The 24,483-nt window shown below is 40.4% G+C and carries 18 protein-coding genes and 1 pseudogene; 5 read left to right on the forward strand and 14 right to left on the reverse strand.

The window, feature by feature from the left end; genetic code table 11:
* Window positions 1-182 precede the first annotated feature (182 nt).
* Window positions 183-581, reverse strand: a complete 399-nt coding sequence (locus tag MMU07_RS12055; protein WP_241126128.1) for a hypothetical protein — start codon at window positions 579-581, stop codon at window positions 183-185.
* 348 nt (window positions 582-929) lie between these two features.
* On the opposite strand from MMU07_RS12055, the gene MMU07_RS12060 reads away from it, so the two are divergent.
* On the forward strand, window positions 930-1,538 hold the full coding sequence (locus MMU07_RS12060) for a Uma2 family endonuclease (RefSeq protein ID WP_241126129.1): 609 nt from the start codon (window positions 930-932) through the stop codon (window positions 1,536-1,538).
* 126 nt (window positions 1,539-1,664) lie between these two features.
* On the opposite strand, the gene MMU07_RS12065 is transcribed toward MMU07_RS12060, so the two are convergent.
* Window positions 1,665-2,879 carry an ATP-binding protein gene (locus tag MMU07_RS12065; RefSeq protein WP_255737385.1) on the reverse strand — a complete coding sequence of 405 codons (1,215 nt, stop codon included), beginning with the start codon at window positions 2,877-2,879 and terminating at the stop codon, window positions 1,665-1,667.
* 112 nt (window positions 2,880-2,991) lie between these two features.
* Window positions 2,992-3,846 (reverse strand): alpha/beta hydrolase, encoded by an 855-nt coding sequence (locus tag MMU07_RS12070; protein ID WP_241126131.1) that lies wholly within the window; start codon window positions 3,844-3,846, stop codon window positions 2,992-2,994.
* Between the two features lie 355 nt (window positions 3,847-4,201).
* Between MMU07_RS12070 and MMU07_RS12075 the strand changes: the two genes are divergently transcribed.
* Window positions 4,202-4,816, forward strand: a complete 615-nt coding sequence (locus MMU07_RS12075) for an NADPH-dependent F420 reductase (protein ID WP_241126132.1) — start codon at window positions 4,202-4,204, stop codon at window positions 4,814-4,816.
* A 294-nt stretch (window positions 4,817-5,110) separates the two neighbouring features.
* On the forward strand, window positions 5,111-5,725 hold the full coding sequence (locus tag MMU07_RS12080; RefSeq protein ID WP_241126133.1) for an NADPH-dependent F420 reductase: 615 nt from the start codon (window positions 5,111-5,113) through the stop codon (window positions 5,723-5,725).
* A gap of 436 nt (window positions 5,726-6,161) precedes the next feature.
* Here the strand turns inward: MMU07_RS12080 and MMU07_RS12085 are convergent, their stop codons facing one another.
* Together MMU07_RS12085 and MMU07_RS12090 are read right to left on the reverse strand one after the other, a co-directional pair.
* Window positions 6,162-6,557, reverse strand: a complete 396-nt coding sequence (locus tag MMU07_RS12085; RefSeq protein WP_241126134.1) for a group III truncated hemoglobin — start codon at window positions 6,555-6,557, stop codon at window positions 6,162-6,164.
* 1 nt (window position 6,558) lies between these two features.
* On the reverse strand, window positions 6,559-7,812 hold the full coding sequence (locus MMU07_RS12090) for an alkaline phosphatase family protein (protein ID WP_241126135.1): 1,254 nt from the start codon (window positions 7,810-7,812) through the stop codon (window positions 6,559-6,561).
* Between the two features lie 168 nt (window positions 7,813-7,980).
* Here MMU07_RS12090 and MMU07_RS12095 point away from each other — a divergent pair.
* Window positions 7,981-8,604: pseudogene (locus MMU07_RS12095) on the forward strand (Uma2 family endonuclease).
* A 209-nt stretch (window positions 8,605-8,813) separates the two neighbouring features.
* Here the strand turns inward: MMU07_RS12095 and MMU07_RS12100 are convergent.
* Window positions 8,814-9,905 (reverse strand): agmatine deiminase family protein, encoded by a 1,092-nt coding sequence (locus tag MMU07_RS12100; protein WP_241126136.1) that lies wholly within the window; start codon window positions 9,903-9,905, stop codon window positions 8,814-8,816.
* On the reverse strand, window positions 9,895-10,743 hold the full coding sequence (locus MMU07_RS12105) for a carbon-nitrogen hydrolase (protein WP_241126213.1): 849 nt from the start codon (window positions 10,741-10,743) through the stop codon (window positions 9,895-9,897). Before MMU07_RS12105 ends, MMU07_RS12100 begins: the two co-directional genes overlap by 11 nt.
* 393 nt (window positions 10,744-11,136) lie before the next feature.
* Here MMU07_RS12105 and MMU07_RS12110 point away from each other — a divergent pair, with 393 nt between their 5' ends.
* Window positions 11,137-13,272 carry a M3 family metallopeptidase gene (locus tag MMU07_RS12110; RefSeq protein ID WP_241126137.1) on the forward strand — a complete coding sequence of 712 codons (2,136 nt, stop codon included), beginning with the start codon at window positions 11,137-11,139 and terminating at the stop codon, window positions 13,270-13,272.
* Window positions 13,273-13,513: 241 nt separating this feature from the next.
* Here the strand turns inward: MMU07_RS12110 and MMU07_RS12115 are convergent, their stop codons facing one another.
* From MMU07_RS12115 to MMU07_RS12145, 7 genes are all read right to left on the reverse strand, one after another.
* Window positions 13,514-16,189 carry a fimbria/pilus outer membrane usher protein gene (locus MMU07_RS12115; RefSeq protein WP_241126138.1) on the reverse strand — a complete coding sequence of 892 codons (2,676 nt, stop codon included), beginning with the start codon at window positions 16,187-16,189 and terminating at the stop codon, window positions 13,514-13,516.
* A gap of 348 nt (window positions 16,190-16,537) precedes the next feature.
* Window positions 16,538-17,368, reverse strand: a complete 831-nt coding sequence (locus tag MMU07_RS12120; RefSeq protein WP_241126139.1) for a hypothetical protein — start codon at window positions 17,366-17,368, stop codon at window positions 16,538-16,540.
* A 56-nt stretch (window positions 17,369-17,424) separates the two neighbouring features.
* On the reverse strand, window positions 17,425-17,955 hold the full coding sequence (locus MMU07_RS12125; protein WP_241126140.1) for a DUF4402 domain-containing protein: 531 nt from the start codon (window positions 17,953-17,955) through the stop codon (window positions 17,425-17,427).
* Between the two features lie 181 nt (window positions 17,956-18,136).
* A complete protein-coding gene (locus tag MMU07_RS12130) occupies window positions 18,137-18,574 on the reverse strand; it encodes a hypothetical protein (RefSeq protein ID WP_241126141.1) in 438 nt (145 codons plus the stop codon).
* The gene (locus tag MMU07_RS12135; RefSeq protein ID WP_241126142.1) at window positions 18,567-19,193 is read right to left on the reverse strand and encodes a hypothetical protein; all 627 of its coding nucleotides are present in this window, start codon (window positions 19,191-19,193) and stop codon (window positions 18,567-18,569) included. Before MMU07_RS12135 ends, MMU07_RS12130 begins: the two co-directional genes overlap by 8 nt.
* 1 nt (window position 19,194) lies before the next feature.
* The gene (locus tag MMU07_RS12140; RefSeq protein ID WP_241126143.1) at window positions 19,195-19,704 is read right to left on the reverse strand and encodes a hypothetical protein; all 510 of its coding nucleotides are present in this window, start codon (window positions 19,702-19,704) and stop codon (window positions 19,195-19,197) included.
* Between the two features lies 1 nt (window position 19,705).
* A complete protein-coding gene (locus tag MMU07_RS12145) occupies window positions 19,706-23,443 on the reverse strand; it encodes a T9SS type A sorting domain-containing protein (RefSeq protein ID WP_241126144.1) in 3,738 nt (1,245 codons plus the stop codon).
* Between the last annotated feature and the right edge of the window lie 1,040 nt (window positions 23,444-24,483).

Below are 24,483 nucleotides of genomic sequence, written 5' to 3' on the forward strand. Positions count from 1 at the left end.
AAACTGCAAACCCTCAAAAAAACAGATAATCCTATCCTAGCTGCATTGTTTCAAGCCAGAAATTAGCCAAACTTGAGGGTCCAAGTCTGAAGACTTGAACCAGTGTAGTCCAAAAATCACTGAAGGCCCTAATTGATTCAGGCCTTCTTGATTTTGGAACTTCTAGTAAAATAATATCAATTTTAGAAGTTAATGTAAATAGTACAGCTAAACATCATGATCAGGAAATTGAGTAGAATCAATTCCATTTTCTTTTTGTACCGACTGCATAGAATGATGATAGCAATGAATAGAATGGTACAGAAAGTAAGCAATTCATACCTATTGACTTTAAGGAAAAGCAAAGCAATTTGGAGTGACAACTGTATGGTCATCCCCCAATAGATAAAAAGATCTATTTTATCCGTCCCATTTTTTTCAAAAAACCCCATGACAGTTTTAAAGCCAAAAAACAACATGTATAAAGTAACCCCCATTGCTATAGGCATCAGTGAAATTTTACCTATGCTAAATAGAATGGCAGTACCCAATGAAAATATCAAATAGGTCAGGGTTATCTGTTTTGAGTAAGTTAAGTTCACTGTGAGAGAGTTTTGGAACCTATAATATCTACTGATGTTTTAAAAGTAGTTTATTCATATCAATTTACAAAAACAGCTATATGGATAGAATAGCTAGAAACCCCTCAAAAAACTCCCCAAGTCCATCTGCTGAATTCCTTCAAATTTGTCCATGTTAATAATTGTCTTTGGGTAAAAGCCGTCTGAAGACTTTATTGACATGGTCCAAGTCTGAAGACTTGAACCACAAGTCTGAAGACTTGAACCAATTGGGTTTACATGGTCCAAGTCTGAAGAATTGAACCATTCGGTCTAAAACAGACAGCACCGAAAAGTAAAAATCTCCCTTAAAATCAATATTTTTACTTTATGGAAAAGGGAGAGGTGAAAAGCAAAGTTGAAGAACAATCGGCAGAGTATGGAAAGTATACCTATGCAGACTATTTGACCTGGCAGATAGACGAAATGGTGGAGTTGATCAAAGGTAAAATTTTCAAGCAAGCAGTAGCACCGAGAAGAATTCATCAAGAGGTGTCGGGGAGAATTTTCAATAAGCTTTATAACTTTTTGGAAAAGCATCCTTGTAAGGTTTATGTAGCTCCATTTGATGTACGCTTGCCGGTCAGATCCAAAAAACATGAAGACATTGACACAGTTGTTCAACCGGATATCTGTGTGATCTGTGATCCCGGGAAATTGGATGAACTTGGATGTGTGGGTGCTCCGGATTTGATCGTAGAAATCCTTTCTCCCGGAAACAACAAAAAGGAACTTCAAAACAAATATGAAGTGTATGAAGAATCAGGCGTGAAGGAATATTGGGTAATTCACCCTAATGAATGTACTTTAATTGTCAATTCGCTGAAAAAAGGAAAATACCATGCATCAAGGATTTTTACTCATGGAGATAAGGTAGTGTCATTGGCAGTTGAAGGATTTGTTTTGGATCTTGAAGAAGTTTTTGAAGGAATGATGTAATCTTAGGTTCAAACTTTAAGACATCCTTTAATTCGGTATTATCCTAAAATCATACAAAGATGTCAGAGGTTATGCGCAACTTTTTTCAAATACTGTTCCCCTATTAACCCAGTAAACGCTCTTTTATTAATCATTTGTCCGCAAAAAACTCCTCAAATCCATCTGCTGAATACCTTCAAAAGTATTTCCTTCAAACCTGTCCATGGTAATGACGGTCTTGGGGTAGTTGTCTTTGATTTTTTGGAGGTTACCAAATTCCCTTTCCATGGTTTTGGCTTCGTTGATACTGAGGGCAACTTGAAAATAGGTTGTTTCTCCTTCCTTTTGACAGACAAAATCAATCTCCTCATTTCCCAAAACCCCGACTTTTACTTCGTATCCTCTGAAGAGTAAATGGTTGTAAACTACATTTTCCAATATCTTGCCCCTGTCTTCCGGGCGATAACCCCAAATCCCATGACGGACCCCAAGGTTTTCGAAATAATACTTGTCCCCTATTTCAAATAACCTCTTGCCTACTATGTCATAGCGCGGTACTTTATGGATTAAAAATGCACTACAGAGGTATTCTATATAAGTCTGTACCTGATTGTGTGCCATATTGATTTTTTGGGATTTCAAAAAATCCGAAATCTTCTTAGCTGAAAACAAACTCCCTGTATTGCTTGCCAAAAAAAGAACAAGCTGTTCTAGGAATGTCGTATTCCTGACCCCATATCTGTTGATGATATCCCGATAGACAATCGTTGAATAGATGTTTTTCAGGTATTCAAATACAATGGCATCCTTCAATTCCAAATGCTTCAAATAAGGCAATCCTCCATATTTCAGGTATTTCTCAAGGCTTTCTTGTCCATCCTCCAATTGATGAAAATCCAAAAATTCTAGATATGAAAGGCTGTAAACTGTGATTTCAATATATCTGCCACTCAAATTCCCCGCAATATCTCCAGAAAGAAGATTGGCATTACTTCCTGTACAATAAATGTCAAGTTCCTCGTCTAGCAGAAGTGATCTCAATGCATCTCCAAAATCCGTGATGTCCTGTATTTCATCAATAAATACATAATTCATCCTTCCCGGAGTTTTATTGTCCCTGATATATTGGTGAAGGTCTTTGGCTTCCTTCATCCATGAAAAATCCAGGTCTTCCTTATTAATATAAATGACCGGAGTTTGGATATTTTTTATTTGAAGTTCTTGAATTAACTGAAACAATAAATAACTTTTCCCAACCCTTCTTTGTCCTGTTATAACTTTAATAAGACCCTTTCCAACAAAAGGTTTTATCTTTTCAAGATATGATTGACGGAGATTTAAATTATTTGGGATTTGGAACATTTTATGTAATTACGATTACAATAATAAGCAAATATATAATTTATTGTAACCATACTTACAACTTTATTAAAAAGATTAAGATGTTGTAATCATACTTACAACTTTACCCACCTCACTGGTCCTCCATAAATTCTTCAATCCATTTGTATACTTTACTTGGAGTATAGATAAACTGCACGATCATAGGCTTGTGTTTTTTGCCTTTCTGCAGGTGAAAATTAGGCTCAGGGTTTATCTTTTTATATTCTTCCAAAAATCTCTCTGTGGTCTTTTCTATTCCCGGTAGGGTTTTGCCACCCATCATGATCAGCATAGGAGGATCTTTTTCATCCAAATAATAAATCGGTGAGGTATCTTTCCATACCTGCGGATTGTCAGTAAAAGCCCGAAGATATTGAGTCCCCGGAGCATAATTCATTTCTTTTAAAAACCAATACATATCCAATCCTGCTGCATCTATTAGAATTGTTCCCTTGATCGGATTCTTTACTCCCAAGGTGTCAAAATATTCATCCCGGACAGAAATCAGACTCGCCAAGTGTCCTCCCGCAGAATGCCCTGAGACGTAAATCTTGTCGGGACTTCCTCCATAGGTTTTGATATTCTGAGCCGTCCAACTGACTGCCTGTGCTGCGGCTTTGGCCATGTCATGCACCTGATAGTCCGGGCTAAGTGGATAATCGAAGGTCACTGCCACAATTCCTTTTCTAGCCAATCTTGATCCAAGGAAATTATAGATGTCTTTGTTACCCGAGTCCCAACTCCCACCATGTATAAAAAGCATCACATCGTTGCTCCCATCTGCATTTTTGGGAGCAAATATATTCAATTGCTTTTCTGGAAGATTTCCCAAAAATCCCTTTTCCATGTAACTGATATCCTTGCTGCGCTGCACGGCCCTGAAAGAACAGGAAAAAGAGACAAAACCAAGAGTAGTGAAAAGAAGACACTTTTTAAAGAAATTCATAAAACGCAAATGGGTTGATTCACGAAAGATAACAAACAAAGGAGTGCAGGGTTTAAAATTTTGGAAGAAGATGTTTCCACAATCTTTACTTTGAATAGATACCGAAATTAATTTGGAATCATATGACCTCAACATTAATTCTAAACCCTTTTGTTTGAATAAAATATTATTTTTCAATATTATATTTTGTTATTTCTTTTTCAAATGTTAATTTTCACTTGATTCGGGAAACAATACCAAGTTTTGATCACCTTTCTCCCCTAATCTAAGTCAATAATTCGGACCATATCGATCAAGCCCTAGAAAGGATATGGTGTATTCATCTTCACTTCGCAAAGTTTGATAATACAGCAAAATGAAAATAGGCATATTAGGCGCCACCAAATTGGCCGCCGCATTGGGCAATAAATTTCTATCTTCGGATACGAGTGTCATATTCGGTGTTAGGGAAAATTTTGTAGCCAAGGATATCGAATGGAAAATTCTCAGCAAACATTCTGACAAGGTTTTTGGCTTCAAGGAAGCAATTCTCCGCTCAGACTATATCTTGATCTGCTGTGACAATGAACACCTGACCCAACTTTGTGAATGTCTTTCAGAGTCGGACTTGGAGAACAAAACAGTTATTGACTGTACCAATGCTTCTTTTGGCAATGAGTATGATTGCAATTACTTTTTGATCCGGCATTTTTTGGGGGGTAAAAATATCTTCAAAGCATTCAATAATCTTGGCATAGATTATCCGATATCTGACGTTCTTGGGCTGATCAAGGAAACGTACTATTGCGGGGAGGAAGGGACTGAAAAACTGAAAGTCAAAAAATTGATAGAAAAATCCGGGTTTCGGGCCATAGATACGGGGACTTCCGAAAGTGCATTTTTATTGGAGGCTTTCTTCCATTTGAGCAAAAAAATAGCAGCAAATAAAAAAGAAAAAACGGAGTACCATTTTAAACTGATCACGGTCTAAATTTCAGTCACCGACTCCAATTTTCTAGGAATTGTTTGGTTTTTCCTCAAAAAATGAAAATTTTTTTTCTGCCCAAAAAGCCCTTTTCATTTTGTTATTTGGCAGTCATGATTACTAATTTGCATTTCATTTTTTCCTTAAAATTTATTGAAAAAATAATTTTGAGTTAGAATCCTAATTATCTATATTTCAATCCCTTCCGAATAAAAATAGACTCTACTCGCAGCTCAGGAGGTATAAATTATAATCCATCTATTGGCTTTTCCACCCAAAAGTCAAGCATTTTAAAAGGATATGAAAATAGGAATCTTAGGAGGAACAAAACTTGCTTCCACCCTTGGCAACAAAATGTTGGCCATGAACCAAACAGTGGTTTTTGGAGTCCGAGAAGACTTCGTAACCAAAGAAATCGAATGGAAAATACTTAATATGTATCTCGATAAAATCTTTAGCTATGATACGGCTATAGAAATGTCGGACATCCTTTTGATCTGCTGCGAAAACGAGCACCTCCCAAAGGTTTGCGAAAGCCTGGCCGTGTCGGAATTGAAAAACAAGATTATCATTGACTGTACCAATGGTGCCTATACAGCTGAGTTTTCCTGCAATACCACTTTGATCAAAAAAAGTATCGGTGACCAAAAGCTTTTCAAAGCATTCAACAACCTTGGGATCGACTACCCAAAATCGGATCCTATGGGTTTGGTGAAAGAAACTTACTTCTGCGGACCTGATTCAGCCGAGAAACTAAGTGTCAAAAAAATCATTGAATGGGTAGGTTTCAGACCTGTAGATGCGGGAGAAATCGAAAATGCCATGCTGCTCGAAGCATTCTATCACTTAAGGAAAACCATCTCATTTCAAAGACCTGAGAAAATGGATTATCACTTTAAATTGATCGCTGTTTAGATAAATATTTGCTATGAAATTATACCTATCGTAATTATAATAATTTGTTTTACAATGCTTTATTCCAATGTTGCAATTTTTAAACTATTTTTAGGAGTATCATATATTTGAAAACCAATCTGATTTTTCAATGGAAATAAAGGACAAGAATAATTACAAGGACATTTTGGAGGAATTATCATGGCTTAAAAATCTTTAGGATAATAGCCGTATGTCTAAGGTAAACATTGTTTGTAATTAGCTTTATCATTGCTTTTCCGATACAACTCTATGATTTTGCTATAAAGCTGAGGTAGGAATAGGCCTTAACTGGCCTCTCCAAATTTTTGGAAAGGCCTTCAATTAGCCCAACACCAAGCTATAGAATACGGACGGGGACATTAAACTTAGAAAAATAGGAATTGAAAATATTGGGTAAACGTCACTCTTTCCAAAGTCACATTTTGATACCCCTTGCTTCCATAATCCGAAAAAACAGGATATGCGCCATATTCCTCGCATGTTCTTTGGCATAATCGGCGTGCTTACCTTCAAAGTAAGTATCCAAAGTTGAAAACCAAAGCTCCAACCAATTGCCAAAATGTAATTGTGTGATTGCATTTCCGGTTTTTGCATCCACTTCTTTGTGGACAGGAACCGGACTAAATTTGCCTGCCCCCGGCCCGGACTGTAGCAAAATCATCTCCCAAAAATCCGTCAACCGCTCCAAATGCGATTCCCAGTCATGTATAACATTATTGAAAATCGGGCCAAGAGATTCGTGCTTTCTGATTCTCGCATAAAAACTCCGAACCAAAAGCGACACGTCTTCCCTATTTTCGATTTCCTTCATTTTATTTTTCCTTCAAAATCGGGACTAACACTTCCAATTTCCCATCAATTGCTGCAGGAATAGGCAATCCTAAAATCTTTGCCAATATGGGATAAACATGAATGTTTTCGAATGAAGGGATCAAAAGTCCTTCCTTTACCATCGGTCCATTGGCATAGAAAATCCCATGCATATCCTTATACTCCGGACTAAACCCATGCTCTCCAAATACTTCTGTTTTGAACATTGCAGCCCTATTTTGGTAAGAAACCATTCCTTTAGATGTAGTCAGGTAATGTCCCAAATCAGGGATAATGATCAGGTCACCAAAGCGGTTTTTATATTTTTCGATATTTTTATAATACTCCCTATCCTCCACCCTGACTACTTTATAATGCTTAGCTTTATCATTGAGTTCCTTATATACTTTTTCAAGCTCATCCCTATTTTCCAAATGCAAATGTGCCAAAGCGCCGTTATTGACTACCCTCCCCTCAATGCCTTCGGTGATTTGATCCAAATTCATAAGATTTCCTTTGGGAATATTGGTCATCCCATGGTCAGAGACGATAAAAATATTGATATCGAGGTCAAAACTCTTCAATCCTTCAAATAAAGCACCAAGTTCCCGGTCTAATTTTTCCAGTCTTCCGCTGATTTCCTTGTCATTATCAGGACCATATCGATGCCCGATGTCGTCCATATCAGAAAAATAAAGTGTAATCATCCTCGGTCTTTCCTCCTCAGGAAGCTGCAGCCACTCAAAAACCTTGGAAATCCTGGTAAGATTAGAAACGGCACCATCATAGCTGAAATAATAACTCGGCCGGATTCCCTGCACCGGAGCTTCCGAACCAACGAAAAAGTAGCTAGCGGCCTTCATGCCGTTTTGCTCTGCCAATACCCAAATGGGCGTTCCTCCATACCAATATCTATCCTCGACAATGTCCCTATTGCCCATACTATAAATCAGGTCCTTTTCAGGTTCATAGAAAGAGTTGTCAACCAATCCATGATTTTCAGGTTTCAGTCCTGTTGCAATGGTATAATGGTTTGGAAAAGTCTTGCTCGGAAATGAAGGGATCAGTGCTTCTGCTGCTGTTCCGTTTTGGATAAATCGGGAAATATTTTCAGGTTTGAATCTTTGGACATAATCATGTCTGAATCCGTCAAGGGAAATCAGAATCACATATTGGTCTCTTTCCTGGGAAAAAGCCGAATTGATAAAAAAAGTAAGGAAAAGAAATAATGCCAAAGTGAATTTCATTAGAGACATCTACTGTAGGTTTGATTTGCAGACAAAAGTAGCAGAAGAAAATTTGGTAGCCAATAGGTATTTTACCTTCGGAAAATTTAATCCAATAATCTCAGGTTACTGGTCCTTGTCAAAAGAAACTTCATGGACAGACTTTTTCAACTACAATGATTTTCTTAACTTGATTGAATGAAAACCTTTGATTCAAATCCCGAAAATCAAAACAAAGTCGAGGAACCATCCACAGAATATGGCTTGTATACCTATGCGGATTATTTGACTTGGGAGTTTGATGAAATGGTGAAACTTATCAAAGGAAAAATCTTCAAATCAGCAGCTGCCGCTCCCCGAAGAATTCACCAGAAAATCTCAGGAAATATTTTTTCAAGCCTCCACATTTATTTGAAAGATAATCCATGTCAGGTCTTCTCTGCGCCTTTTGATGTGAGACTTCCTGTCAAGTCGAAAAAGAATGAAGATATCTTCACTGTTGTGCAGCCTGATATATCAGTGATCTGTGACAAATGCAAATTGGATGACTTGGGATGTATCGGTGCACCTGACCTGATTGTGGAGATTTTGTCTCTGGGAAACAATTCAAAAGAACTCAGAGATAAATATGAGGTCTATGAAGAAAGCGGTGTGAAAGAATATTGGATTGTCTCACCCTACGAATGGACCCTTTAAGTATACACTTTGATCGATGGGAAATATGTTCCCTCCAAACTTTTTACGATGGGCGATATTGTCGAATCGAAATGTATCTCCGGATTCAAACTTGATCTCGACGAAGTTTTCGACGATTTGGACTAGAATTATCAATCAAAAAAATCCCAAGTTGCTGACACTTGGGATTTTTTTTATGTATAGACGCAATGATTACTAAAAATGGTAATTCAATTAAATTCTTGGCATGACCCTAAAATGCCCGGCACATCGGTCTTCCGACTTCGGTCTTCCGTCCTGTCAAGAGAAGAATATTTGGTTTCTTGCAAAAAAGTAGGTCACCAATTTCTATTGCCTTAAACGAGTGGTTCCTGCTGACTCAGGCAATGGAAGGAACCCAAACCCCAAATCAGATCCAAGGAATTAACGCCAATGACTTTCCTTTCCGGAAAACAGGAAGTCAGGATCTCCAACGCTTTATCGTCATTCTTGTCCTGAAAAGTCGGCACGATCACTGCGTGGTTGGCAATATAGAAATTGGCATAAGAAGCAGGTAGCCTCTGATCTTCGTAGTATTTAGCAGAAGGCATCGGAAGCTCAATGATATTCATCTGCTTGCCGTCTTCCAATCTTAACTTGTGAAGCAATTCCAGATTTTCCTTCAAAGGAGCGTAATTTTCATCTGATTTATTTTGCTCGACCACTGTCACGACAGTGTCTTTATTGACAAAACGGGTCAAGTCATCGATGTGCCCGTCCGTATCATCGCCGATAATGCCATCCTTGAGCCATAAGATATTTTCTACCCCATAATATCCTCTGAGGTATTCTTCAATCTGCTTTTTGGATAAGCTCGGATTTCTGTTTGGGTTCAGCAAACAAGCCTCAGAAGTCAACAGTGTACCTTTTCCATTAAACTCGACCGAACCGCCTTCCATGACAATGCCCGGTCGGAAGCAGGGAATATTTCTAAAATCAGCGATTTTGATCGGAATCTGATTGTCCAAGTCATAGGGAGGGTATTTATCTCCCCAAGCATTGTAATTCCATTTGACCAAAATTTTCTTTTGCTCGGCCTCAGGATTGATCAAAAAAGCAGGACCGTGGTCTCTGCACCAGGCATCGTTGGTGGGGAAAAAGTGGAAGAAAATCTTGCTAAGGTCCACACCTGCAGCCTGCAAATGTCCCAAAGCAAATGTCTTCATCGCCTCATCTTTTACATTGATATGGACTTCTTCCCCCAATGCCACATATTTGATAAACTCCGCATAGGCGGGGAAAATGGTATGGATTTTTCCCGGCCAAGATTCTTCTTTGTGCGGCCAACTCAGCCAAGTCGCCTGATGAGGCGCAAATTCAGCAGGGAAATAATACCCCAATTCAGCAGGTGTCATTTTCCCTGATTTGGCCATTTCAAATATATCTGCAGCACTGTAATTAGTCTTCATCAATAAATCTCTTAAGGATCGGGGAATAGGAATCTATGCGTCTGTCTCTCAAAAACGGCCAATGGGTTCGGTAGCGATCGGAATTTTCCATGTCGAGTTCCTGCACATGGACTTCTTCAGCTACGTGGTCAGCTTGGTACAAAATCCTTCCAAAAGCATTGGTCGCAAAAGATCCACCCCAAAACTGCTGGTTCCCTTCTGTTCCGACTCTGTTGACAGAAACTACCGGAACGCCGTTTGCCACGGCATGAGAGCGCTGTATGGTCTGCCAAGCTTGGTATTGTTCGTCGTTGGTTTCTTTGGTTGCTTCTTTGTGCCAACCGATTGCAGTTGGATAAAACAGAATTTCTGCGCCCATCAGGGAAGTGATTCTCGCTGCCTCAGGATACCATTGGTCCCAACAGATCAACACTCCGATGGTTCCGACTTTGGTTTTGAAGACTTTGTACCCCATATCTCCTGGAGTAAAATAGAACTTCTCATAATACCCCGGATCATCTGGAATATGCATTTTGCGGTATTTCCCCAAGTAAGACCCATCGGAATCTAAGACCGCGGTGGTGTTATGATAAAGACCTTCTGCTCGTTTTTCAAACAAAGAAGCCACAATGACTACTCCCAATTCTTTGGCAAGAGAAGACATCGTCTGCGTCGAAGGACCGGGAATCGACTCAGCCAATTTGAAATTGTCATGATCCTCCACTTCGCAGAAATACAGGGAACCGAAGAGCTCCTGCAAGCATACGATCTGCGCACCTTTGGCGGCAGCTTCACGGATTCCCGCAATTGCTTTGGCCATATTGTCTGAGAGGTCACTGGAACAAGATGTTTGCACCATGCCTACTTTGATGGTTCTTTTTGACACTTCGAAGAAATTTTGGTTTCTGACTTGATTCTTATAGGCTCCAAAATTACTTTATATATTCAAAAAATTAAACCCATTTCAAAATTGATATTAAGAGATACTTGTTATTGAGGGAAACTTGACTTGAGCAAAACTTTAAATCAATCTGTTTGACATTCTTATAGATCCACTTTCCATTTGTCTCAAAAGACCCTTTTGCTAGAAAATAAAAGATTTAAAACCAATTTTTTTACAGGCGAAGTTTTGTTCTATGGTCTGTCAACTATTGGCTAAAATAAATTCTATGACAGCTATTTGAAGAAAACCCTACTGCACGCCTCCTCAATTTTTGTATATATTTGCGGGCAAACCCAAATGTATGTTCTTATGAAAAAAACAATTATCGCAATGGCAGCTTCTGGAGCTTTGCTCTATGCCTGTGGTACCAAAGAAGAAAATCCTGAAAATATGAATCCATTCTTTGAAGCGTACGATACGCCTTTTGAAGTTCCGCCTTTTGATAAAATCCAAAACGAGCACTTTTCTCCTGCCATCTTGGAGGGAATCAAACAACAACAGGCAGAAATCGACGATATCCTCAACAATCCTGAAGACCCGACCTTTGCCAATACCATTGAAGCAATGGAAAAGTCCGGAGAATTACTGGCCAAGGTCTCCACGGTATTTTACAATTTCAATTCTGCCAATACCAACGATACCATACAGGCAATTGCTAAGGAATTGGCTCCTGAGATATCAAAACACTCTGATAACATCAGCCTCAATGAAAAACTCTTTGCAAGAGTTAACAAGATTTGGGAAAAGAAAGACAACCTTGGCCTGAATGCCGAAGAGCAAAAGCTATTGGAAAAAACCTACAAGTCTTTTGTGCGCAACGGCGCCAATCTCAATGAAGCCGACAAAGAAAAACTGAGAAATATCAATTCAAAACTTTCTGTGTGGAGTTTGACTTTCGGCCAAAACCTATTGGCAGAAACGAATGCCTTCAAAATGTTTGTCGATACTGAAGCTGACCTTGCGGGACTCCCCCAGGAATTGAAAGATGCTGCATTCCAAGATGCTGAAGCCGCCGGCGAAGAAAATAAGTGGCTTTTTACCCTTCAGAATCCAAGCATCATGCCTTTCTTACAATATGCCGAAAATAGGGAACTGAGGAAGCAGATCTGGGAAGCTTACCAAAGTCGCGCCAACCATGACAACGACAAAGACAACAAAGCTATCTTGGTAGAAATGGCAAACCTGCGAAGGGAAAAAGCACAGCTTCTAGGTTATAAAACACATGCCGATTATGTACTCGAAGAGTCAATGGCCAAAACCTCAGACCAGGTTTATAACCTATTGAATCAACTTTGGACTCCAGCTTTGGCAAAAGCCAAACAAGAAAAAGATGAAATGCAGGCGATCGTTGTAGCAGATGGAAAGGACTTCAACATAGAACCTTGGGACTGGAGATATTATGAAGAGAAACTCCGTCAGCAGAAATTCAACCTTGACGAACAGGAAGTGAAACCTTATTTCGCTTTGGACAAAGTGCAGACAGGTGTCTTTATGGTTGTCAAAAACCTGTTTGGATTGACTTTCGAAGAAATCAAAGATATCCCAACCTACCATCCCGATGCCAAAGCCTACGAAGTCAAAGAAGCAGATGGAACCCATGTGGGAGTTTTGTATATGGATTTCCATCCAAGGGCTTCCAAAAGAGGTGGAGCCTGGATGACTTCTTACCGTCCACAGCAAACCATCGATGGCGTCAGAAAAGCACCAGTTATTTCCATAGTCTGCAATTTTTCAAAGCCAACAGGCGATGCTCCGGCATTGTTGACTTTTGATGAAGTGACTACATTCTTCCATGAGTTTGGGCATGCACTTCACGGATTACTGTCCAATGTGCAGTACAGAAGTCTTGCAGGCACTTCCGTTCCAAGGGATTTTGTCGAGCTACCTTCACAGATTATGGAAAACTGGGCAACCGAACCTACAGTCTTGAAGCAATATGCCATCCACTACAAAACAGGCGAACCTATCCCTGATGAACTGATAGAAAAATTGAAAAACTCAGGAACATTCGGACAGGGATTTGCCACCACGGAATATTTGGCAGCCTCGCTTTTAGATTTGGATTACCATACTCAAGAAAAGGAAATCGTAGGAAGTGCCAATGATTTTGAAAAAGCATCTTTGGAAAAAATCGGCTTGATGGGTGAAATCATCCCAAGATACCGCAGTACTTACTTCCAGCATATATTTGCAGGTGGCTATTCTTCAGGCTATTACAGCTATATATGGTCGGGCGTATTGGATACAGATGCTTTTCAGGCATTTAAGGAAACCGATCTCTTCAATCAGGAAAAAGCCTTGGCTTTCAGAAAAGAAATCCTAGAAAGAGGCGGAACAGACGAGCCGATGAAAATGTATGTCAACTTCCGTGGTGCTGAACCAAAGATCGATGCACTTTTGAAAAAAAGAGGTTTGGATCAGGTAAGTGTGGATAGAAATAAATAAAAAATGACCGATGACGGATGTTATAGGTCACTTTAGATTAAACTTAGCTTAGTATCCTGTACCTTTTCCTCGTTTTGGAATAAGAAATGAAAACCATCCTAGCTCAAAAGCGGGATGGTTTTTTCGTTTGAATTGTACTCCTTATAAATCAAAAAAACCATTTGAATTATCGGTACATCGGTCATCTGACAATTTCCTGGGAAACCATATGAATCTAAATAGTGACCACTCCACTTCGCTCCTACTTATACCTCAGCTTAATATTCAAATTCTCCAAGTAATCTCCATCAGCCAAGGCCTTTATTTCAAATTCGAGTATTCCTGGATCTGATGTGACATTCATAAACTCCAGCTGCTTAGGATCGGCATAAAGTCTGTATTTGCCCGGCATCATTCCAAAGACATAGAAACCTCCGTCGGTAAAGGTTCTCAATAGCTGCAGTGGTTCGTTGTCATTCAGCTTTTCGAGGATCAATCTCAATCCACCCAATCCTTCTTCTTTGCCATTGTGGTCCACTACTACAAATCCCTCTATGATTCCTGTCTGATAAAGTGGGATGTCAATGCTTCTGTACCTATTTGGCTCGGCGACAAAGGTAAACCGCTTGACTTTTGGGGCCAGATTGGGGTTAGGAAGGGCATGGATATCTACTTCCATCTGGTATTTCCAATATGCTTGCAATTGGGTGATCCTGAGGATACCGTCTGAACCTAGAAGCATGTTAGCAGATCGGTCCAAGCGCACCGCTTTTGCAGGAACTACCACCTCTCCCTGATCGAAGACCCCGTTTTCATTGGCGTCAATAAACAGACGTACTGCGACTCCTGAACGGGTGACTTGGTCTCTATTGTCCGGTAGAATATATCCCGAAGGGTCAATGCCAAGAGATCCTGTGATCGCCTGTTGGGCTGAATAGGTATTTCTACTTGCCGAAAACTGTGTTGATGTCCTTAATCCACTGAAATCATATAGGAAACCCAACTGAAACTGTCCCTTTTTCCTGATCGCATCCACTTCATAGCCCATGGTAAGCCTTCCCATTTTGAAGAGGGTCTGGGACATCATTAAATTGTAAGATACAGGAGTTTTGTTATAAGTATCATACCTGTATTGTCCCCTAAAAAACATACCCCTTACAAAAACAGGTACACTAGGATCCCTCTTGAGGGTATATGTCATTGAGGCTGTAAATTGGCCTATGGCATTGTAAATATTTGGCGGCTCTATGCCGGTTCCTGTATCCCTGACTCCACTGATGCGGGCGCGGTAATTGACCCTAGCTACAATCCTTCCTATTTGGGTATTGAAATCTGTTTGGTAATTGGTCCTGAAACCGCTTTCGTACCATTGCCTTTCGCCGGTGATTCTGAATCCTGAAAATTTCCCAAAGGTTTTGAAAGGAAAAAACGCATTAATATTTGCCTCTCTGATCTGACCCATAAGATTGAACTCTGATTCAGGAACAAATTCTGTAAACTGGGCATTGATGCTTGTGTTGTTGGCATAAAAAACCGAAGCAGAAGCCTGGTAATACCTGTCAGGCAAAACATCGACATTGAGAAGGTATTGCTGTAAAATCCTTGCGGAAAGTCCAAAAACACCATAAGTCATATTCTTTCCGAATACAGCACCGTTGTCCACCCCTGCCCGTACAGTAAGCGCATTAGTCACACCATATGCAATGTCTGCATGTCCGACAAGGTCTTGGTCGAGACTGTCTATCCCTGTTTGGGCTATTCCTGCCTGTAGATTGTAAGTTACAAAACCTTTCGGTAAAAAAGTGAAAGGAATCTGCAGTTGCCTTTCTTCTATTTTGACCTCACCCTGTGGGGTGTATATTCTGATGGCAAGACGGACAACACCAAAGGTAATGGGTGCATTGAATCGGTAATATCCTACATCATCAGCCCTGAGAAAATCCACCAACTGTCCTCCAATCAAGAGCTCAACTTCAGAATCCGGCTCGGTGTAGCCATCGATGACAAAAACATCAAGCTTCATCCGCGGGATGACCGGATTGTTGGTAATGCCAACACCCAGAATACCTACGGAATTGTTAAGTCCTGTGGTATTGATCTGTCCTACCGAAATACCCGTCATACCGGCATTCTTATCTGGCAATAGGCCTCCCGGTAAAACATAGCGCCATCGGGCACCTGAAAAAGAAGAAAAAAGTTTGCCATCTAGAACTGTTCCCGAATACAATCCCTGAAGATCACCCCCTAAAAATTCCATTCCGGCGTTCATAAGAATACCAAGATTTCTATTCTCACTACTCAAATTGTAATTTAGGTTATAATCCAACATACCGGGAGCAAAGAGTTTTCGGTCTCTCCCGTAAAGGAGTGGAGCATCTGATTGATCCTTATTCGCAGCTGATTGCTGAAGCTTCCTTCTCAAAGTTTCCCTTTTCTGCCTCTCATCGATAGGAAGCGGATATTCTGCAGTGAGGCTTAGTGAAAGCGCATTGAAATTTACCAGGAAATTCAGGCCAAAAATCCTAGAATAATAATCAGGGTGAAGGTAAATGTCCATTCCCCCCATATAAAATTTATCGGCCGGAAGGCTTTCTCTACTGCCCTTGATCGTCACCAAGCCCAAGAGGGGATCAATAAGCCAATTGTCACTTTTGCTTGGAAAAGTCCCTTGAAGCCCCTTTCCATTACTTGTCCTTTCATTGCCGATATATAACAAACTGAGCACCTCGCCTAAAGGCAAAAACGGAACATCATCAAAAAATGCCACATTCAAATAGGCCTGTCCCAATGAAGGATAGGAAAAAATTAGCATGGCTTCGCCATCAGGTTCTGGCTTTGCTTCTGCGGTTTTGGATGCAAGCATCAAAAAAACAGTCAAAAGCATATAAAGAACCCCTGCTAGTTTCCTGACATGGGCAAAATTAAATGGGTGAATCAAGGTAATATTTTAAAAAAGCGAGATAAATAATTTAAAGTAAGGACGGAAGACAGAAGTCGGAAAACCCCCGCCTGTCGTCGGGCAGGGATGTGCCGGGGGCTGCGCATCCAAACAGCTGTAATGCAGAAGAATCTCTTTAATTCATTGAGACAATTCTCCGCCGCAGCGGCTCAGTGTGGCAAACCCGGAAATTTGTGATTCAAAATCATAATGGTTCTTCTTGGATATACACCCTCTTACCGTTGGCCAAATAAAACCCGGATTGAATTTCAATTGGAGCGGCTATGGACTATCGACTGTGGTCTATGGACTGCTAGGTAGCATATAACCACATTTCCTTTCCTATTCTCAGGGAATCCTTACCAAAACCCTTTTGGAAATAGGACTGCTTTGAACCAAATCAGAGGAAGATATATCTGACCTTTTGGTTTCAAACTGAAGCTCAAGCTGGTATTCTCCTGAGGCCAAACCTTCCGGAATATTGACATCGATTCCTTTTTTACCTGAAAAATACATGGCTACTGTTTCTTCCTTTTGGGAAACAACCTTGTCTGAAGCATCTCTCAAAGTAGCGGATATGCTTCCAAGAAACGGTGAATTGCCAGTGGTAACAAATTCGGCAATAGCCCTGATCTTCCCATCCTCCTTAGCTGTAGACACGTTCCCGATTTCAAGTCCTGTCGTGGTCTGTCCGTTTTTGTAAAATGCTGCAATCACTTGGTCAAATTTAAAATTGACCTGGGTGGAAACCTCGGATTCAACAACCTGATCCACATCCTGTGCCTGATTGTTTGATGTTACTTTGACTCGGGTAAAATAGGTACCTGCAGACAAAGAACGGTCAGGTCTCAGCTGAAGTCTTACAGTCTGCTGCTGCTGCGGTGCCAAGACGAAAGTGCGGGGAAATGCCCTTAACCTGTCACCCAACCCATATTGTTTGTCCTTGATGCTGTCTCCATAGACCATGACCAAGTTGCCAAGATCATCGCTGCCAGGGTAACCGAATACAAAGCTTACGCTGATTTCTTGGGTAACCTCAGAAGGATTTGTAATATACAGGGAAGCAATACCATTCTCATCCATAAAAACCGATGTCGGTGCAATGGATATCTGAGCCATGGTAGGCACAGATAAAAACAGGAATAAGCTTATTGATAAAGCTTTGATTATCTTTTTCATAAAATTGAAGAGTTATAAAAGTCGGCGGGGTAACCGCCGACTTGAATTGTTGAATCCTAGTTGTATTCTGCACTGATATTGAAAGTACCTGAATAAACACCGGTAACTTGGTTTGTCAAGGCCGCAAATGAACCACCTATCCATAAGAAAAACACGTTAGATGCCAAAGTCACTGTAGATCCACTAGCTACAGGGATAGCAGTAGCCCTGTTGGTAACTATAGGATTACCGACTACTTCTGTATTCATCAAAATAGAATTTCCTCCACCGTCACTTAAAGTTACAGTAGGATCATAAAATACGGTTACAGGACCATTTGCACCTCCAAGGTTGAATTGAGCTACGTTGGTGATAGAACCGGTGTTTACGTTATCTGCTGCCAAGTTGGCGTCCAAAACAACAGGTCCCGGAGTAGTAGACGATACTCTACCAAAGTTGATGGCATTCAATGTCCCATCCAAAACGATGGTCAAATCCTGAAGGATTTCGGCAGTAGCTGGAGCTGTAGCAGCTTTTTGTGCATAAGATGTAGATACTAGACCTACGAAGAAAATTGCAATTACGAGTGATTTAAGAATTGTTTTCATTTTGTTGTTGTTTTTAAAAATTAAAAATTTGTTAGAGTTTGTTTTACTTTTTGTTTTTGTTTTTACTATTTGTTTTTACTTTTTTTTGCTTTTCAAATGTATCCATGTGTCATGGATTGGGGGATTAAGAGGGATGTTTCATAAGCGATTCAATTAAGTGGTTTATGATATATTTTAAGTTTTAATGATATTCTATTGCAGTAATGATTCCTGGTAAAATCGGTATTCCTAGCCATGCCCTGATTTGTTGGACTTTGGGTTTGGTATTTCGGATCAGCATTCCTCTGTTATCAAATTGGAAGCTTGCTTCTCCGGCTTCATGTTTTGTAGCAGTTCTAAAATCTACCGTTCCATTATTGAGCACATAAAGTGTTTCTGTTATGTCTTTGCCTGTGTAATCTGATTTCAGACTTACTGTCAAATGGATATTTTCCTGTACTACCATCTCCACCCATCTGAGTCCTGTTTCACCTCCTTTGGGTTTGGCTTCAATGATTCTTGGATTAAAGTTGACGCCGGCAGGAAGCACCAGGCGTACATTGACCATCTGGGCCTCCACAGTACTGATTTTTCCAAAAAACAGTACCGACACGATTATGATCAAACAATACCTAATCATAGCTAGTGAAGGATACGTTGATGTTTATTTCCCCTTCATAAATCCCTGCAGGTACCATCCCTACCGGACCCAAAGTACCATATAAATACAGGTAGGCTTTTGCTTTTGGCCTGGTAAAGGCCCCATCCTCGGGGGAGGGCGGCGCCATCGGTGCCCCAGAAGCCCTCCTGCTTACGGGAAAGGTAATGCTGTAAAAACCTGCCGGAAGCTCCACTGCACTCAGTTTCCCACTCAATTCGTCCGTAGGGGCCAAATTATTGTAAGCTACTTTGAGTAGAAAAGGAATAGACTCGGTGGGATTGTCTGCGAGAACAAAGGCTGAAGGGGCACTGACATCTATTGTCAGGTCAAATCCTTCTGGTGCCTCTATCTCGTAGATTACGGCCTGATTATCCACAAGTCCAATGGTTATTGCTTCAGTTCCGGGTACCAAGGCGCGTTGCTTTTGGTTAAAATCCAAAGTCGGCATCGCACCTTGGGGAGAAAGTATAGTAATGTCATCACTCCCTGTCCAGGTATTGAAACTGATCCTCTGGGCAAAACCTGTCCCTGACAAAAGGAAGAGGCTTATGCCCAAGAGCATCCTGAATTCTACAATATGTGAAAGAACTTTTATCACTTTATATATATTCCAATTCAATGATAAATTCAGAAAGGTAAACTCCCGGCGTCGCTTTGGTCAAATCCAGATTGGCACCAAGCCATACGTACAATTCACCATCTGGACCAATTGGAAAAACACCCTCTCCAATGTCCAACAATGCACTTTGGTATTGCAAGTCATTGAAAGCCGCACTTAGGATGTACACTGCAGAAACTTCGCCTATACCTTCCTCGTATTCTCTGATCACTTCATTTTGAAGGTAGGTAATCCTTACTCTAGCCCCGGGGCTTCCCATGATTTTGAACATGCCCGCAAATTCACTTGTTATCGGAGATACCTCCAAAGTCCCACTCATGACCGGAGGATTGATTAGGTCGATATTCCGTATAGTGAGCATATTTAGGTTGTCAGTTACCGTGGCAGTTGCCCTTACATTCAGTGATGTACCTCTTCCATTGGCTTGTCCAAAGGATACTTTTACCAAAAAACAATTGAAGACCAGAAGTAATGTGAAGAATCTAATCATTTCAATTTTTAATAAGTTTTTGGGTAAATCGATAGTTTTTAGTTGCCAATTGGACTATATACAGACCTGTAGCCAGATTGGTCAAATTCGGCATCCACTCCAATTCATGGATCCCAGTTCCATACTCAGCAGCAGGAAATCCTGCTACTATTTGACCCATCAGGTCATAGATAAGTATTTCTGCCTTGTCCGATTCAGGTAAAAAAAACCTGATCTTGGCTGAATCCCTGAATGGATTTGGACTTACCGGAAATAGCTTCGGAAAATCCGGTAGGTATTCAATTTTATCCTCCTGGAATGCACCACCGATATAGATGGTAAATGGCCTTTCAGGTGATCTAGAGTTGATTTTAGCATTGCTTTCTCCTGTTTTATAGGGTGATCTAAACACTATTGCATTTGGCAATTCAAATTCATTGGAAGACAATCTTGCCCGTTTTTTAGGGACCTCCGGCGCTTGAAAACTAAAGGTATATGCAGATTGTTCCTGCATGTTGATGGCTTTTTTATTCAGATGGTCCATCAGAATGATGCTTTTATCCGCGGGCCACTCACTTGGAAGGGTCCAGTTCATAAGGAAGGAACCTTGAAATGCTTTCCCATTTTTGGAAGCTGCCAGATGCAAAGGGATGATTCTTTCGCGTTCATCCAACAATGGAAGGCTATTGATGACTAAAGGATTACTTGAACGTAATGAGCCATAAGTGTAGAGGAAAAGCCAATCGTCAGCAAGGGATTCCAGTTGATAGGCATCCTTAGGATCATTTGACTCTCTTCCTTCTCTACCAAAGCTGATAAATGACTCTGCCTCCATACCTTCCCCGGCCACAGCAAGCTGAATGGCAAATGGCTCCTCTTCTGCTTTTCTGCCAAAGAAATCTTTGGAAACGATGGTTTTTACCTCATTACCGGTAAGCTGAAGAAGGGGATTTGGAGCATTGGTCCGAATCCAAAAAGCCTGATATGGTGCTATACGGCCATCACCAAGGGTGCCAAGGGTGCCGTTATGGGTAAGAAAAGATCCCGAAGCCGGATCCCATACATAGATTGTATTGTCAATATTGGTTTTGTTCCAGCCACTTTCTGAAAAAAAATCTATCATGCTGGCGGTTGGATTTGCGATCAGGTTAAATCCCGCATCGGCGACATTCACTTCTGTGAGCTGTCCCCCATTGACAATCAGGCTCGTATCCCTCGGCGTATATGTCACCCCAAAGTCAAATGTGCTATTTGCAAGATTTGGTTCTGTGCCGGTAGCGGAGAGGGTCAAGGGAAGCGCATCCGAATAATTCCCTCCACCTGACGGTTTTTCTGCTCCATTGAAAACGAATAAGTAATGTCCCCTACCTGAAGGTATGACGTCTGTGATTTGGGCAGGCTTTCTCCAAGTCTGAAGGCTAGTACCCTGATCGGTTTCATCTACCCATAATATGTTTGGTTGGAGATCGGGACTGTTTGCACCCGGAAAACCTTGGGTTTCAGCATTTGCAAGCATATCGGCATAAGTAGTTCCCACGGGAGAACCTGCCATTCTCCATCCTTTATTTCCTGTCAATTCCTGCTGAACTTCTAAGGTTGGGTTTTGGGTGCTGAGATTGAGGTAAATAGCCGTGGGATTCAAAACAATTTTGGCTGAACCTGACGTAGTCAAAGTAGCCGAATTCTCTATTGTCATCTGGGCAGAAGGCCTAACGGTTACAGTAGAAGGCGATGAAATATCCACCAAACCTTCTACCAAAAAATTACCGTTAATTTCTATGTCTCCAGTAACTGTTTTCAGTCCAGCTCCTGATATTCTGAGGCCATTGAAAGTACCTCCAGTAATATTTACATCCACATTTTGATCAAAGACAACCAATCCATTTCCAGGAATAAATACACCTTCAACATTCCAGTTTCCGGCAACCTGATGCGTAAATCCGGATCCCAAAAAGGTGGTACCTGTACCGATTTGGACATTGGCACCGAAATTGATTCCTTCAACTGCTGTCACCGAAACAGTTCCTGACATGGTAAAATCATCACAGATCGTATTTGTCCCTAGCTGCAAGGTTTTGATCCCGGTACCGCTAAGTATCAATTCCCCATAAGTAGAAGGGCTATTGATGTTAGCGACACTTTGGTTGGTCCCGTAATATTGTATAGTACTGTTACAGCCAATCACGTGGGATGTATAATTAGACGGAAGTGTGTTGGTTCCACCGATTCGGAGCATTGCCCCATCTGCTAAAGTCAATGTGCCACCTGTTGCAGTTCGGTCAGCAGTAAAAGTCGACATATCAAGTCCTCCATCTATAACTGAGAGGTCGGTGACAATGGCCACATTTTGAGACAGGCTGACTGTCTGATTACCTATTGGGCCGGAGTTTTCTACAGTCAGGCTATTGACCGTAGTGGGCAGCCCGTTACCGGAACTTTGGTTTGTCTGACCGCTATAAATGTAATTTGCACCGGTATTGTAAGATCTCGCTCCGGTCACCCTCACCATTCCGGTGGCACCCGTGGTGGTGATTCCCTGTGCTGATTTGATTCCAAGTGTTGCGCCAGTTTGAAGGGTAAAAGTACCGCCACCAAGGAAAACTGTATTGGAATCGGCCGGTCTCACGTGTGCCCCGGTCGATACTATATAGTTGATCACATTGGTGACGGTCCCGCCAGATGTATAAGTCTGGTGATTTGTGGTATTCCCATTAAAAATAATTCTTCCTGAACCTGTAGCTGTTTCGTTGATGGTGCCGCCTGTATGGGTGAAGTCCCCGGCAATATTTAAAGTGCCGATGGCGGTATTGCTGATACTCATGTTTAGCAATCCGCCAGTGATAGTAGCATTACCAAGCACGGTAATGCTCCTTTGCGCACCTGTGGCATTGACTATTGCATACCTTCCTCCGGAGATTTGGAAATCTCCTCCAACAGTGTAGGCTGCACTCCCCTGTCTGATTTCGCCAGTTGCTGTTCCATTTTGAATGATCAAATTCCCAGCAATCCCCAAAGGTGAAAAAGTCATGTTTACTGTCATGGCTGGGGATTGAAAAATAAAGTTTCCAAAATTTTGGTTTGTACTTCCTACCGTTGTACCTGTGACCCCTGTCAATCTTACAGTCGAAGTCGGGTTCCAGGTGGCCAATGGAAGAGAAGTGCCATTCCTTGCATGTGTGTATTCAGAATTTGGTCCAAATATAATTTTAGCAGTACCAGAACTAGTGAAACTCCCACCAGTGTTGGTGATTTTACCATTGACAGTAATCAATGTTCCTGCATTGCCGGTGTTAATATTCCCATTTGTCCCCAAAATCAATTCCCCGTCTATCACAGCGGAGGCATTTATAGCCAAGGTAATCCTGAATCTACTTGTCCCTCTTATAGTAAGGGTAGATCCGGAATCAACATTCCAGTCAGTATCCGTTCCATTGTTGATATTTAAATTCTGATTACTGACAGTGGAAGCCAAAGTAATATTTGAATTATTGGCAACAATCAATCCTCTGATGGTCTGTGAAGGAACAGCTGTAACAGTGAGAGTCTCACCAGAATTAAATTGAAGTATATCTGTAGTCGCAGGGGTAGTGCGGGTAGGTGACCAGTTAAACCTATTTGTCCAAGCCCCATTATCGGCTCCAATCCAAGTGTATGTGGTCTGTCCAAGAGATACCATGGGCATAAATGCAAGCAGTACCAAGCAGCAAATTTTTGCTGCCGGTACGCTTTCAAAAAACGATATGTTACTATCAGTTTGCATTTATTAAACAATGTCTAGAGTCTGTTTTTTTTTATTGTTAAGTTTCATTTCATTCCAAAACATACCTTTTCCATCTATTGGCAAAACACCAAAGGAAACCAAGAGTATTTTCTTGAATCGGGCTACTGTCTTGAAGGCAGAGCTTTGGGATAAAATGAATTAATGTCAGGTTGAATTTTGTTGCTCCTTCCCAAATAAAAATTAGGTGATTTATATTCAGAGAAGTAACAAGGAAACTAGGGCGTATTACTGATTTATTTTTTGTTTCATTTTCTCAGGAGGAGCTTTTTGTTTCCTGTTCCTCCAAAGGGTAAAATTCATGTTTCAATATTCCTTAATCGAAGAGTTTTTTTATACCAAAAAGAGGTTCTTGCGAGATTAATTTTGGCTATAAATGTGATGCAATATAAATACAAATATTAAAAACAAAACATTTTATAATAAAATAAATAGATCGCCAATGATTTTATAGGTGATTTCACAGAAAACATTATTTTTTATATGTCTGAAATTTTGCATTATCAAATTACATATCTGCATTTTAAAGCGGTTTTTTGACAAGAACATATCGGAAAAAAAAAATTACCGAAAACGCGTATTTTTTTTTCGATTTATAGTATTTCGACCTTAAAATGGCATAAATTTCTTCTTGATGGCTTAAAAAAAACCGGTCTTTTTTGATCAAAAATGATAATGAAAGGAACAAAAAAAATAACTATCTGATTTTTATAAAATTTAAAATGAGTATTTGTAAAAGCAGCCTCAAAAAAGAGAATTGAAGTGTTTTTATCTAATTAATTATTATAATATTAAAATTTTACCAATTAAATATCCTGTAAATTATTTTTGATTAATACCCGACGAAGGGAAGGCTAATTTTGATAAAGGTCTAGATACCACCTGAAATTGAAAGATGAAAAAAGCTAAGGCCAAAGAACATTCTTTTGTTAATTGAGAGTTAAACCCGATTTTTTCCCTTTGAATGCCATTTCTTTATTGGCTTTTTATTTACAAAAAACATCACTGAAGTACCAAATTGG

Source organism: Cognataquiflexum nitidum, from assembly GCF_022538055.1.
Taxonomy (GTDB): Bacteria; Bacteroidota; Bacteroidia; order Cytophagales; family Cyclobacteriaceae; genus Cognataquiflexum; species Cognataquiflexum nitidum.